The following is a 12,675-nucleotide window of genomic DNA, read 5'->3' as shown; positions in this document are numbered from 1 at the left end:
CGCTGCATCCTACCCTTTCGCAATAGCCACGTAGCGGCCCGCCAGGTCGGCCATGATTTCACCTTCGGTCCCGATCATGCGGGCCTGCAGGTGGATGCGGGCGCGTCCTCGCTGGGCCAGCGTGGCCAGGAACAGTTCCCAGGATTGCTCCGGCGCCAGCATCGCTTCGGCCCGCAAGTCCGCATACAGCGGCTTGAGGTAGCGCACCTTGCTGTCGGCGACGAACACGTCGGCCCGCACCCCCGCCTGTTGCAATTGCAGGGTGACCAGGCCCCAGCCGGCATAGGTCATCAGCGAAGTCATGCTGCCGCCGAAGGCGCTGCCCTTGTCGTTCACATTCGCCGCCAACGGCGCGGCCAGGCCCAGGCGATGCCCGTCGTAGGCCGTGATCCGGGCCTGGATCGCAGCGAGCGGCGGCAGGCTGCGGGTGTAGTCGCGCAGGGTTTCCAACGCGCTCTCCCTTGCTGCGGCCTCCTTTGAACCAGGCTCCTTTGAAACAACTTCCATCTGCGATCATCTCCCCATGGCTTTCACCGAACCGCCCGGATGGTACGTCATCTCCTTGCGCCCCCAGGGCGAGCATGCCTCGTTGCGGCGTGCCGCCGCGGCGCATGGAGCGCGCCTGATCGCGTTGTCGCCGTGGAAACTGCGGCTGCGCACCGACGATGCCGCGTGTGCTGCGTTGCGCATCGCGCTGGACGCGCATCGGGTGTTGTTCACCAGTCCCGCGGCGGTACGCGCTGCCGCGGCCTTGCTGGAATTCCGCCCCCGGCCCGGCCAGGCCTGGATCGCGGTCGGCAGCGGCACCGCACGGGCGCTGCGGCGCGCGGGCGTGGATTGCGTCCAATCGCCGGCGCGCATGGACAGCGAGGGCCTGCTGGAGCTGCCGGCGCTGCAGGAGCTCGCCGGCCTCGACGTCGGGCTGGTGACCGCGCCGGAAGGCCGTGATTTGCTGGCGGCCAGCTTGCGCGAGCGCGGCGCGCGACTCCTGCGCGCGGACGTGTATGCGCGCGAACCGATCGCATTGTCGGCCCCGGCACTGCGCAAGCTGCGCGCATTGCAGGCGCCGGCGCTGCTTGCCTTGTCCAGCGAAGGCGCGTTGCGGCACGTGCTGGCGCAGATGCCGACGGACCTGCTGGCGCGGTTGCGCGCCGCGCCGGCGGTGGCGGCAAGCGAGCGATTGCAGCGGATCGCGCGCGAAGCGGGCTTTGCTGAAGTGGAACTGGCCGAAGGGCCGCGCCCACACCAATTACTTGCCGCCATGGCGCGCCGCTTCCGTTAGCATTCGCAATGCAAGTGGCTGATTCTGGACAAGGACGCTGGCGTGACCGAAGAAACAACTCCTTCCACCCGCAAACGCGGCCGCACCGGATCGATCGCGCTGCTACTTGTGGTGCTGTTTCTGGGGTTCGTGGCGTGGCGCGGCTGGGCGGCATGGCAGGCACGGGAAAACCGCATCCAGGCGGCCGCCACCGGTGTCGAGCAGCGCATGGCTGCGATGGAACAGCGGATCGAGGCCCTGCGCCGCGACCAGCGCGCGCAGACCCAGCGGATCCAGGACGCGGCGGCCACCAATCGCGTGCTGCGCGATGAAGTGCTGGGCCTGAGCCAGCGCGGCGCGTTGCTGGAAGACAGCGTTTCCAAACTCGCCGACCCCACCCGCCACGGTGCCCAGGCCCTGCGCCTGGACGAAGTGGAGCTGTTGCTGAGCCAGGCGCAACAGCGCCTGACCGTCGCCAACGACGTGGAAGGCGCGCGCCGCGCCTACACGCTGGCCGACGGCGTGCTCCAGGGCGTGGACGATCCGCGCCTGCTCAACCTGCGTCAGGCGCTGGCCCAGGAGCGCGCACTGCTCGACGCACTGGGCAACGGCCCGCATGCCGCCATTCGCGCACGGCTGGACGGCTTCGCCGTGGCCCTCGGCAAACTTCCGCAACGAACGCCGGAGACGCACGTCGCCGATCGCCCGGCCTGGCAGCGTGCGCTTTCGCCACTGGTGGAAGTCAGGCGGACCCAGGGCGATACCGTCATCGCACCGACCGAGCGTGCCGCGGGCGAAGCGGCGCTGCAGATCGAACTGGGCCTGGCCCGGGCCGCGCTGGAGCGCGACGACGCCGCAGCGTTCCGCGCTTCGATCGCCCGTATCGAAACCTGGCTGATGCGGCTGTGGCCGGATTCGCCCGCATTGCGCCTGCAACGTGCCGAACTGAAGAGCTTGCGCAGCGCGTCGTTGCGGCCGGCGCAGCCGATCCTCGGCAGCACGCTGGAACAACTGCGCTTGCTGCGCAACGCCGGCGTCTCCCTTCCGCACCCGGTCATCACGGTCGGTCCACGATTGCCCGCGTCCAGCCTGCCCGCGCCCGGCCTGAAGGTGGAACGATGAAGGTGAAACCATGAAGGTTTTCCGCACCACCATCGCGTTGCTGTTGTTGCTCGCCGCCGGCGTGTTCGGCGCGCAATGGCTGGCACGGGACAGCGCGCGCGACCTGGGCGAAGTGTTCGTGCGCGCTGGCGGCTATGACCTCAGCGCAAGCCTGCCCGGCGCCCTGCTCGCCGTCGCCGCCTGCTTCCTGTTGCTGTGGCTGGCATGGAAATTGCTGACCCTGCCGTTCCATGCCTGGGATCGCTATCGCCGCAAGCAATCGCGCGCACGCCTGACCGAGGGACTGGAAGCGCTGCATGGCGGCCACTGGCTGCGCGCCGAAAAACTGCTGCAACGCGCGGCGGAAGACGATGAGGTGGGTACCATCGCCCGCACCGCGGCCGTGCGCGCCGCCGATGCGCGCGGCGATGAGACGGCCGTGCAGAGCCACCTTTCCGCACTCGCGTCGCTCAACCCTTCCGCGCACGCACTGGCCATGGCCGAGCGCGCCATGGCCCGGCAGAACCCGGTCGAGGCCTTGCTCGCGCTCGATTCGCCCGCCGCGCAACCGTTGCCGCCGCGCGGAGTCGCCTTGCGCGCGCAGGCCATGGCCGCGAGCGGTCGCGCTGGCGAGGCCTATGGCCTGCTCGGCTCGCTGAAGCAGCAGCAGGCGCTGTCGCCCTCCGATCAAGCCGCACTCGAATCGCAACTGGCCGCGCAGGCCCTGCACGAAGCCGGCGACGCCAACGTGCTGGCCGAGCGCTGGGAAACCATGCCCAAGCCGCTGCGTACCGATGCGACCATCGTCTCCGCCTACGCCGAACGCGCCGCCGCGCTGCGTTGGGACGATGCCGCCGCGCACAGCCTGGAACAGGCGATCGACGTCCGCTGGGACGAATCGTTGGTCGCGTTGTACGGTCGCCTGCCGATCGGCAAGCTCGATTCGCGTCGCGCCAGCGCGCAGCGCTGGCTGCAGACGCATCCCGCCAGTCCGGCATTGCTGGTCACGCTGGCGCAGCTGGCGCGCCAACAAGGCCAGTGGCCGCAGGCGCAGGAATTCCTGCATCGCGCACTGGCCCAGGGCGCCAGCGCCGAGGCCTGGGAAGAACTCGGCCACGGCTTCGCCGCCGCCGGCCAGGAAGAACTCGCGCGCCGCAGCTACGCCAATGCATTGAATGCCAGGCGCGGCGAAGCGACGGTCGAATTGCCCGGCCGCGACCTCAAGCAGAAGATCTTCGATGAGGCCGTGATCGAGGAACGCGACGAACACGGTGTGCCGCGACTGCGTGGCTGAGTTCAGGCAGGCTCGGCCCATGGTCAGTTCTCTTCCAACCATCATGGAAATCCGACAAGCAACGGCCGCCGATCTTGATGCAATGTGGGACATCTTCCAGTCCGTCATTGCCGCTGGCGATGCTCTACCGTTCCCCGATGACTTCGATCGCGGGACATTTCAATCGCACTGGTTCGGCGCTCAAACCTCGTACGTTGCTGCCGCTGGATCCGACGTGCTTGGCATGTACAAGTTCGGCGCCAATTACCCCGGCCTCGGGGCTCACGTTGCAAGCGCTACCTACCTAGTGCGCCCTGCCGCCCAAGGCAGAGGCATTGGCCGCGCCCTTGTCCAGCACAGCCTTGCCCAGGCTCAGAGCGATGGTTTCCTGGCAATGCAGTTCAACTATGTCGTGAGCTCCAATGCCCCGGCTGTCGAGTTGTACAAGAAGCTGGGATTCACTATTGCCGGCACGCTGCCAAAAGCCTTCAGGCACGGGCAACTTGGTCTTGTCGATGCGTATGTCATGTACAGGTTCCTGCAACCGCAAGACACCTGACAGTTCATTCAAGCCGAACCCGCTGCACGGCACGGTTGTGTCAGGCGACGTACGCCGTCATTCGCGCTGCAATTGCGTCACCAATTGCTCCTGCAACGGCGCGAAGGTTTCTAGCGAGAACTGCCGATACACCAGCTTCCCCTGGTCTTCGACCAGCAACCCGAGCGTCTTGCCGTCCTCGCTCACGTCCTTGTCCAGCACGCGCGCCACCGGCTTGCCCAAGGTCGCGTAACCGCTGCCGTCTGCATGCGTCACCGCCGGGCTTACGCCTTCGGGACGCCCGGATCCGTCGCCTTGGGCGATCTCGAAATAGAGTGCCAGGGCCGGACTCTTCACTCCGTCCCTGCAAATGCAAAGTTGATCGATGTCGCTGAGGTATTGGCCGTCGCCCTTGAACAACCAGCGCGCCGGGCTGCTGCTGCCCGGCTGCACGAAGACGAGGTTGCGGGTGCGGAAATTCCACCCATACCCTCCGGACGACAATCCTAGGCGCTTGCCGCGATCGACTTCCGATTCCACCTTGATCATGCGGATCGCGGAACCACGGATCAGCTCCAGGTCGCCGAAACGCAGTTCCTCCACCTTCTTCTGGCCATCCGCCGTGGGCTGCTGCACGGCGACGGTGTTGCGGTGCTGCCATCGACGGCTGGAGAGTTCGCCCGCGATGATCGCGTAGGCGATGACCAGCAGCAGGCCCAGCCCCCCGAGGGCGAGTAGCCGGTACAACCAACGGAAGAACTGGTTCTGCTCGCTCATCAGGAATCGCCCGGCCATATCGACGTGCGACCGTTGCTTAAAACCGCTTCCTGCGCAAGCGCTTCGTAGTCACCACATTCGCGGGAGGGCCCGTGGAATTATTCCTCAGCGTTCGATGATCGCCACCACGCCCATGCCGCCGGCGGTGCAGATGGACACCAGTGCGCGGCCGCCGCCGCGCTGCTTCAGTTCCTTGGCCACGGTGGCGACGATGCGTGCGCCGGTGGCGGCGAACGGATGGCCGGTGGCCAGCGAAGAACCGTTCGGATTCATCTTCGCCGGATCGATCTTGCCCAGCGGCGCGTCCAGGCCGAGGCGATTCCTGCAGTAGTCCTCGCTCTCCCACGCGCGCAGCGTGCACAGCACCTGCGCGGCGAAGGCTTCATGGATCTCGTAGAGGTCGAAATCCTGCAGACTCAAACCATGGCGCTTGAGCATTTGCGGCACGGCGATGGTCGGCGCCATCAGCAGGCCTTCGCCATGCACGAAGTCCACCGCCGCCGATTGCGCATCGCGCAGGTAGGCCAGCGGTTCGTGGCCATGCGCCTGCGCCCACTCGTCGCTGGCCAGCAGCACCGCGGCGGCGCCATCGGTCAGCGGAGTGGAATTGGCCGCGGTCAGGGTGCCGCGGCCGGAAGTCTTGTCGAACGCCGGCTTCAGCGTCGCCAGTTTTTCCAGCGAAGTGTCCGGGCGCAGGATGTTGTCGCGCTCGACCCCGCGGAACGGAGCGATCAGGCCGTCGAAGAAGCCGCGCTCGTAGGCCGCGGCCAGCTTGTGGTGCGAGGCGACCGCGAGTTCGTCCTGCGAATCGCGCGAGATGCTCCACTCCTTGGCCATGTCCTCGCAGTGGTCGCCCATGCTCTTGCCGGTGCGCGGCTCGGCCACGCCGGGAAACTCGGGCTTCAATTCGCTGAACTTGAAACCCTTGACCAGCGTCTTCAACTTGTCGCCTGTGCTCTTGGCGCGGTTGGCCGCGAGCAGGCGCGCGCGCAATTTCCTGCCGTACACGATCGGCACTTCGGACGTGGTGTCGGAACCGCCGCCGATGCCGGAGTCGATCTGGCCCAGCGCGATCTTGTTGCCGATGTGGATGATCGAATCCAGGCTGGTGCCGCAGGCGCGCTGCAGGGTGATGCCCGGGGTCAGCGGCGACAGGCCGGACGAGAGCGCGGCTTCGCGGCCCAGGTTCCAGTCGCTGGAATGCTTGATCACCGCGCCCATCGCCACTTCGCCCAGTTGCTGGCCATGCAGTCCGAAGCGTTCCACCAGCGCGCCGAGAGTCCGCACCGACATGCCCAGGTTGCCGACATCCGCATAGGCCGTGTTCTGGCGACAGAAAGGAATGCGGACGCCACCGAGGATGGCGACGGGACGGGGTGCTGACATGGGGAACCTCGCGAGTGAAGGCGGGATGCTCGGCCCGCAACGTACGGCGGGCATAATACTGAAGTGTAATGCCGACCCGGCACCGGGCCAACCTAGAAACGGAAGACCATGAGCCAATCAGAATCCGGTGTTCATGTGACGGATGCGCATGTGATGAGCATGCATGTGATGGGAGTGTTCGCGCTGGAGCTGTCCGGCGGCAGCGTGCCCACCTGCGCCGCGCTGCCCCAGGAACAGGCGGGCCGACTGGTGGAACTGCTGGCCCGCGACCTGGACAAGCTGGTGCCCGGCGCCAGCGCGCTGGACCTGGTCTTCGCCGCCGCCCATTTCGACCCCGCCGAGGTCCTGCGCCCGGGTTGGCCATTGCACCGGCGGCTGGACGAATTGCGCCAACGCGCGCCGGGCCGTGAACAGGGACCAAGGGTGATCGCATTCGGTGCGGACCGCGAAGGCGTGGTGCCATTGCCCCTGGCCGCCGATCCCGGATTGCATGGCGGACAGATGCGGGTACTGCCGTTCCTGCTCAGCGGACCAGCGGAAACGGTGCGGGCGCTGCAGGAAAACTTCGAAGAAGTGCTGCTGGACCGCGGCATGGCCGCTGCCGACACCGCCTTGCTGGCGCAGGAAAGCTTCGGCGCGCGGATCGAACACGCACGCTACCTGACCGTGCACGACCTGACCGCGATCATGGCCATGCAGTACCAGCACCAGGGTCTGCAACCGCTATGGCCGGTGATCGAGACCGCGCTGCTGGCGCCGGACGAAGAGGAATGGCTGGACGCCCCGCCCGAGCCGCTGCTGCGTTACGCGAGCGGCGAAGTACAGATCGCGCTGCTGGATCCGGGCGCCTGGCAGCAACGCAATGGACAGGCGGCTACCAACCCGGCGGCGACCAGCGACGTGCAGGAACTCGAACGCGCCTACGAATACTTCCAGGCACGGCAACGCCAGTTCGCCGCGGTGCTGGAGGCGCATGGCATCGCGGTGACCTTCGCCCACTGCCCGGCCACCGCCGACGCGCGCGAGTCGCTGGAAGGCTGAAGCCGCGACTGGATGCGAGCAGGAGCGACGCAAGTCGCGAATGAAAGCCCAACATGAAGGCTTTCGCGACTTACGTCGCTCCTACTCGCTCCTACGCGCTCCTGCAGGATTGCTATTGGGTGACGGTGATCACGCCGCAGGCTATGCGTGCGCCGGCGTTGCCCGCGGGCTGGCTGGTGTAATCGTCCGGCGCCGCATGCACGACCAGGGCGCGGCCGGCGATGTCGTTGGCCGCGCCGCCGCCCAAGGTCACACCACTGACGTGGACGTCGAGGTTGACCACGCCTTCGGCATTGGCGACCACGTTGTCCATGTCGCCGGCATGATGGGCGCCCGATTCGGCCTTGCCATGCGGGGCGGCGGCCGGATTGAAGTGCGGGCCCGCGCTGCTGGCATCGGCTGCGCTGCAATCGCCCTTCTCGTGGATGTGGAAGCCGTGCGTGCTGTTGGCCGGCAGGCCGCCGACGGTGCCGGTGAGATGCACGCCATCGGCCATCGGCATCACCGTGACCTTGCCGCTGACCAGGCTGCCGGAAGCGGACGCCAGGTTGACGACGGCTTGCCTGGCGGTGCTTTGTGCGGGAGCGGCGGCGCTCTTGGGCTCGGGCGTGGTGCCGCAGGCACTGAGGAAAATAGTGGTGGCGATGGCCATCAAGGCGATGCGCATGGGCTTGCTCCAATGATGATTCAGGTGAACCGTACCTGCATTCCGGTTCAGATGCGATGAAACGGACCGGCACGTGGGGCGGCTTTCCTGTGGGAGCGGCTTCAGCCGCGAGCTTTTGACTTTCTTTGCTTTGCTCCTGCCGCTCGGCATAAAGAAGTCTGGCCACAGAGCAAACTCAGGAGCTCGCGGCTTACGCCGCTCCCACATTGAAGCCGCTTCCACTAGCTGCGCTTGCGGCCCGGCCCCAGCTTGCGCGTCACCGTATTGCGACCGACACCGAGCCTGCTCGCCGCTTCCGCGCGTCTGCCTTGGGTGAACTGCAATGCGACTTCCAGCAAGGCGCGATCGAGGCGTTCGCGCGCCTCGGCGTGCAGGCCTTCGGCGCCTTCTTCCAGCCGGGCTTTCGCCCACGCGGCCAGGGCCTGGTCCCATTCCATGCCGCGCGCAGCCGGCGTCGCCATGGTCGACAGCGCGCCCTGCAGGTCGAAAACGGTGATGGTTTCGCCCGGCGCCATCGCCGCCAGGCGCCAGCACACGTTTTCCAGTTCGCGCACGTTGCCGGGCCAGTCGTGCAGGCGCAATGCTTCCAGTGCGGGCGCGGCGAAACGCTTGGCCGTCGCGTCGAGCTTGCGCGAAGCGATGGCGAGGAAATTTTCCGCCAATCGGGCGACATCGCCACGGCGTTCGCGCAAGGGCGGCAACTGCAGGCGGACCACATCGAGGCGATGCAGCAGGTCGGCGCGGAAGCGGCCTTCGGCGACCAATGCTTCCAGGTCCTGGTGGGTGGCGGCGATCACGCGCACGTCCACCCGGATCAGTTCGCGGCCGCCGACCCGGAAGAATTCGCCTTCGGCCAGCACCCGCAGCAACCGCGTCTGCAACGGCAGCGGCATGTCGCCGATTTCATCGAGGAACAGGGTGCCGCCATCTGCCTGCTCGAAACGTCCGACATGGCGGCGCTGGGCGCCGGTGAAGGCGCCTGCTTCATGTCCGAACAGTTCGCTTTCCAATAGTTCGGACGGGATCGCGGCGGTGTTGAGGGCGATGAACGGCTTGCGCGCGCGCGGCGATTCCCGATGCAGCGCATGCGCGACCAGCTCCTTGCCGGTGCCGGTTTCGCCGGTGATCAATACCGACAGCGGCGCCTGGGCGAGGCGGCCGATGGCGCGGAACAACGCGCGCATCGCCGGGGTGTCGCCGATCAGTCCGGCGCTTCCCGCGCTGGATTCCGGCAGTCCGGAGGATTGTTCCTGCACGAGATTGGCGCCGGCATCGGGCAGCGTGCGCGCGGCCAGGGCAACGGCATCGTCCAGATCGAAGGGTTTGGACAGGAATTCGTGCGCGCCGCCGCGGAACGCTCCTGCGGTGCTGGCCACATCGGTGTAGGCCGACATCACTATCACCGGCAACTGCGGATGCGCCAGCTTCAGCTTGTCCAGCAACACCAGCCCATCATCGCCCGGCATGCGCACGTCGGTGAACAGCAGATCGGGCGCATCGCGCGTATCGAGTGCGTCCAGGGCCGAAGCCGCGCTGTCGAAGCCATCGACCGCATAACCGGCATCGCGCAATGCGGTGGCCAGCACGAAACGCACCGAGCGGTCGTCGTCCACCACCCAGATGCGTTGCGTGTTCGGCGCCGCGGGGGCGAAGGAGGCTGGGTCAATTGACATGGCGCGGCTCCTCCAGACGCTGCTCTTCCGGTTGCGGCAACAGCAGGGTGAACACGGTATGCCCCGGGCGTGAACGGTAAGTCAGCGAACCGCGGTGTTCGCGAACCACCTGCTGCGCCAGGGCCAGGCCCAGCCCGCTGCCTTCGGCGCGGCCGCTGACCAGCGGCAGGAACAGGTGTTCGGCCAGCTCCTCGGGCACGCCGCGGCCGTCGTCGACGATCTCCACGCGCAAGGCCATCGCATGCAGATGGTCGTGGACGCGCACGCTGTGCTCGACGCGGGTACGCAGGGTGATGCTGGCGGCGCCGGCCTGGATCGCATTGCGGACCAGGTTCCACACCGCCTGGGTCATGCGATCGGCGTCGCCGGGGAATTCGGGAATGCTGGGATCGTAGTCGCGCTGCACCCGCACCGACCAGCCGCCTTCGGTTTCGGCCAGGCGCAACACGCGTTCCAGCACGACGTGGATGTTGAGCGCGGTATGCGGTCGCTGCGGCGCAGGCGAGAGCAGTTGGTCGAGCAGGCCGTTGAGGCGCTCGATCTCCGATTCGATCAAGCCGATCAGTTCGCGTTCGTCCTCGTTGTCGTCGCGGTGCAAGGCGCGCCGCGCCAACAGTTGCGCCGCGCCCTTGAGCCCGGCCAGTGGATTGCGCAGTTCGTGGGCCAGGCCTTTCAGCGCCGCGCCCAGTGCGCTGGGCAATACCTGGGCCGGATCCAGCGCCGGGAATTCGTCGACCGGGTGCGCCTCCAGCAGCCAGCCACCGTCATCCAGCGGCGACAGCCAGCCCTCGGCGAAACGCTGCGATTCGCCGGGCAGGCCCAGGACCATGCGCTGCAGGCGCAGCACGTCGCGATCGCGGTCGTGCGCCGGCTTTTTCTGGAACAGTCGCGTCATGGCATCGCCGTCCATTTCCAATGCCGCCAACGGCTGCCCCAGCAGGCGTCGTGCGCTGACTCCCAGCCAGCGGGCGAAGGCGGGGTTGACGCCGAGCAGGTTGCCGTCGGCATCCGTCCACGCCACCGCCGTGCTGAGCACGTCGGTGGTGGGTTCGTTGAGGGCCTGGGGCGACATTGCACCAGTTTAGTGCAAGGCCGCCCCGGCCATGCCATCAGGCCTCGTAGGCCGATTCGCCGTGCGAGGTGATGTCCAGACCTTCGCGCTCGGCTTCTTCCGCGACCCGCAGACCGAAGACCAGCCTTGCGACCAGGAAGGCCACGATCGAGACCGCGCCGATCCAGACGATGGTCACGCCGACGCCCAATGCCTGGATGCCGACCTGATGGGCGATGTTGTAGTCGTCGCCCTTGGCGCCGCCCAGCGAGGCCGCACTGAACACGCCGGTGAGCAGGGCGCCGACGATACCGCCGATGCCGTGCACGCCGAACACGTCCAGGCTGTCGTCCGCGCCCAGCAACCGCTTCAGGCCGGTGACGCCCCAGACGCAGATGACCCCGACCGCCAGGCCGATGGCGATCGCGCCGAACGGACCCACGGTGCCGCAGGCCGGAGTGATCCCGACCAGGCCCGCCACCGCACCGGAAGCGACGCCCAGCGCCGAGACCTTGCCCTTGGTGAACTTCTCGGTGAGCGCCCAGGCCAGGATCGCCGCGGCGGTAGCGAGCATGGTGTTGAGGAACGCCAGCGCCGCGCCCGCATTGGCTTCCAGGTTGGAGCCGGCATTGAAGCCGAACCAGCCCACCCACAACAGCGCCGCACCGACGAAGGTCAGGGTGACGTTGTGCGGCTTGATCGCCTCGCGCCCGAAGCCGACGCGCTTGCCGACGAAGTAGGAACCCACCAGGCCGGCGACGCCGGCGTTGATGTGGACCACGGTGCCGCCGGCGAAGTCGAGTGCGCCCTTCTCGAACAGGTAGCCACCCGCTGCCCACACCATGTGCGCCAACGGCAGGTAGCCGAAAGTGAACCAGATCACCGAGAACAGCAGCACCCCGGCGAACCTGGCGCGTTCGGCGAAAGCGCCGACGATCAGCGCGCCGGTGATGCCGGCGAAGGTCAGCTGGAATACCACGAACACGTATTCCGGCAGGCTGACCCCGGCGGTGAACGTGGCCGCCAGCGATTCCACGGTCACGCCTTTCAGCAACAGCTTGTCCAGGTTGCCGACCCAGGGGCCTTCGCCCGAGAACGCCAGGCTGTAGCCGTAGATCACCCAGAGGATGGAAATCAGCGAGAACACGGTGATGACCTGGATCAGCACGGAGAGCACGTTCTTCGAACGCACCATGCCGCCGTAGAACAAGGCCAGGCCCGGGACCGTCATCAACAGCACCAGCAGCGTGGAGGTCAGCATCCAGGCCACGTCGCCTTTTTCGACGATGGGTTCGGGTTCGGTGGCGGCTGGTGTTTCGGCAGCCGTGGTGGCTGCTGCTTCCGTACCTGCAGGTGTTGCCTCGGCAGGAGCGATGGCAACGGGATCGGCCGGTGCCGTCGCGATTTCTGCCGCAGGTGTCGAGGTTTCCTGCGCCATCGCGCCGAAACCCGTTCCCAACGCCACGCAGCAGAGCGCTGCCAGGCACATCACTTGCAACCGGGCTTTCCACCCGGAGAAAAGACGAGTCTTCATGTGGGGGCTCCGAGTGGGGTTAGATTGCGTCCGCGCCGACTTCGCCGGTGCGGATGCGGATGACCTGGTCGATGGCGGTGACGAAGATCTTGCCGTCGCCGATCTTGCCGGTGCCGGCGGCCTGCTGGATGGCCTCGATCACGGTCTCGAGGCGCTCGTCGGTGACGACCGTCTCGACCTTGATCTTGGGCAGGAAATCGACGACGTACTCGGCGCCCCGGTACAACTCGGTATGGCCCTTCTGCCGGCCGAAGCCTTTGACTTCGGTGACGGTGATGCCGGACACGCCCGCTTGCGACAAGGATTCTCGGACCTCGTCGAGCTTGAACGGCCGGATGATGGCGGTGATCAGTTTCATGCGCATTCCCCGTGT

General features: G+C 67.1%; 13 protein-coding genes. 5 read left to right on the top strand and 8 right to left on the bottom strand.

The window, feature by feature from the left end:
• Nucleotides 1-9 precede the first annotated feature (9 nt).
• Nucleotides 10-450, bottom strand: a complete 441-nt coding sequence (locus tag CSC74_RS07515; RefSeq protein WP_246193044.1) for a YiiD C-terminal domain-containing protein — start codon at nt 448-450, stop codon at nt 10-12.
• Between the two features lie 73 nt (nt 451-523).
• Here CSC74_RS07515 and CSC74_RS07510 point away from each other — a divergent pair, with 73 nt between their 5' ends.
• From CSC74_RS07510 to CSC74_RS07495, 4 genes are read left to right on the top strand one after another with little or no spacing between them, the layout of a single operon-like run.
• The gene (locus tag CSC74_RS07510) at nt 524-1,282 is read left to right on the top strand and encodes a uroporphyrinogen-III synthase (protein ID WP_162313834.1); all 759 of its coding nucleotides are present in this window, start codon (nt 524-526) and stop codon (nt 1,280-1,282) included.
• Nucleotides 1,283-1,324: 42 nt separating this feature from the next.
• Entirely contained in the window at nt 1,325-2,383 is a 1,059-nt protein-coding gene (locus tag CSC74_RS07505; protein ID WP_162313833.1) for a uroporphyrinogen-III C-methyltransferase, read from the top strand.
• A gap of 10 nt (nt 2,384-2,393) precedes the next feature.
• A complete protein-coding gene (locus CSC74_RS07500) occupies nt 2,394-3,656 on the top strand; it encodes a heme biosynthesis HemY N-terminal domain-containing protein (protein ID WP_162313832.1) in 1,263 nt (420 codons plus the stop codon).
• Nucleotides 3,657-3,699: 43 nt separating this feature from the next.
• The gene (locus CSC74_RS07495) at nt 3,700-4,194 is read left to right on the top strand and encodes a GNAT family N-acetyltransferase (protein ID WP_162314251.1); all 495 of its coding nucleotides are present in this window, start codon (nt 3,700-3,702) and stop codon (nt 4,192-4,194) included.
• 57 nt (nt 4,195-4,251) lie between these two features.
• On the opposite strand, the gene CSC74_RS07490 is transcribed toward CSC74_RS07495, so the two are convergent.
• Both CSC74_RS07490 and CSC74_RS07485 read right to left on the bottom strand, forming a co-directional pair.
• Nucleotides 4,252-4,950: a hypothetical protein gene (locus CSC74_RS07490; protein ID WP_162313831.1), complete on the bottom strand. Its 699-nt coding sequence runs from the start codon at nt 4,948-4,950 to the stop codon at nt 4,252-4,254.
• Between the two features lie 105 nt (nt 4,951-5,055).
• A complete protein-coding gene (locus CSC74_RS07485; RefSeq protein ID WP_162313830.1) occupies nt 5,056-6,336 on the bottom strand; it encodes an acetyl-CoA C-acetyltransferase in 1,281 nt (426 codons plus the stop codon).
• Nucleotides 6,337-6,444: 108 nt separating this feature from the next.
• Between CSC74_RS07485 and CSC74_RS07480 the strand changes: the two genes are divergently transcribed.
• Nucleotides 6,445-7,377, top strand: coding sequence for a hypothetical protein (locus CSC74_RS07480; RefSeq protein ID WP_425501440.1), 933 nt, complete (start codon nt 6,445-6,447; stop codon nt 7,375-7,377).
• Between the two features lie 112 nt (nt 7,378-7,489).
• On the opposite strand, the gene CSC74_RS07475 is transcribed toward CSC74_RS07480, so the two are convergent.
• The 5 genes from CSC74_RS07475 to CSC74_RS07455 form a co-directional block, all read right to left on the bottom strand.
• The gene (locus CSC74_RS07475) at nt 7,490-8,044 is read right to left on the bottom strand and encodes a superoxide dismutase family protein (RefSeq protein ID WP_162313829.1); all 555 of its coding nucleotides are present in this window, start codon (nt 8,042-8,044) and stop codon (nt 7,490-7,492) included.
• 221 nt (nt 8,045-8,265) lie between these two features.
• Nucleotides 8,266-9,717: a nitrogen regulation protein NR(I) gene (gene ntrC / locus CSC74_RS07470; RefSeq protein ID WP_162313828.1), complete on the bottom strand. Its 1,452-nt coding sequence runs from the start codon at nt 9,715-9,717 to the stop codon at nt 8,266-8,268.
• Complete coding sequence (locus CSC74_RS07465) at nt 9,707-10,789, bottom strand: two-component system sensor histidine kinase NtrB (RefSeq protein ID WP_162313827.1); 1,083 nt, start codon at nt 10,787-10,789, stop codon at nt 9,707-9,709. Before CSC74_RS07465 ends, ntrC begins: the two co-directional genes overlap by 11 nt.
• 37 nt (nt 10,790-10,826) lie before the next feature.
• A complete protein-coding gene (locus CSC74_RS07460; RefSeq protein WP_162313826.1) occupies nt 10,827-12,302 on the bottom strand; it encodes an ammonium transporter in 1,476 nt (491 codons plus the stop codon).
• A gap of 19 nt (nt 12,303-12,321) precedes the next feature.
• A complete protein-coding gene (locus CSC74_RS07455; protein ID WP_162313825.1) occupies nt 12,322-12,660 on the bottom strand; it encodes a P-II family nitrogen regulator in 339 nt (112 codons plus the stop codon).
• Between the last annotated feature and the right edge of the window lie 15 nt (nt 12,661-12,675).

The sequence above is a fragment of the Pseudoxanthomonas yeongjuensis genome (assembly GCF_010093345.1).
Classification (GTDB): Bacteria; Pseudomonadota; Gammaproteobacteria; order Xanthomonadales; family Xanthomonadaceae; genus Pseudoxanthomonas_A; species Pseudoxanthomonas_A yeongjuensis.
The sequence above is the reverse complement of the archived record's forward strand: the minus strand, read 5'-3'. Positions and strand labels throughout refer to the sequence as shown.